This is a genomic window from Burkholderia sp. 3C (assembly GCF_054589155.1).
Map to the genome: position 1 here is coordinate 1 of NZ_BAAILN010000104.1, position 410 is coordinate 410.

At 57.8% G+C, this 410-nt stretch carries 1 protein-coding gene; it reads left to right on the forward strand.

Features of this window, described 5'->3' with window-relative positions; genetic code table 11:
- Positions 1–410, forward strand: a 410-nt coding sequence (locus ACYP33_RS20695) for an IS3 family transposase (RefSeq protein WP_459623724.1), incomplete at both ends; no start/stop codon positions are given.

The window sequence follows — 410 nt, forward strand, 5'->3', positions numbered from 1 at the left end:
GCAGTTGCGTCAGGCCACGTATTTTTATCAGCCTCATCCACGTGACGACCGCGCCGAACGCCAGCGCATCCGGGACATTGCCGAAACCCGGATTCGATATGGTGTAGAGCGCATCCACGTCTTGTTGCGACGCGAAGGCTGGCTAATCAATCACAAGAAGACGTATCGGATCTACTGCGAGGAAAAGCTGAATTTGCGGCGCAAGCGGCCGCGCCGACGCGTGGCCGCCGCGCACCGCATGGAGCGACCGGAAATCTCTACCATCAACACGTGCTGGAGCATGGACTTCGTGGCCGATCAGCTGTTCAACGGGCAGAAAATCCGCGCCTTAACTGTGGTCGATAATTTTAGTCGGGAGAGCGTGGCGATCACGGTCGATTACGCCTTGAAGGCAGCCGATGTCGTCGCTA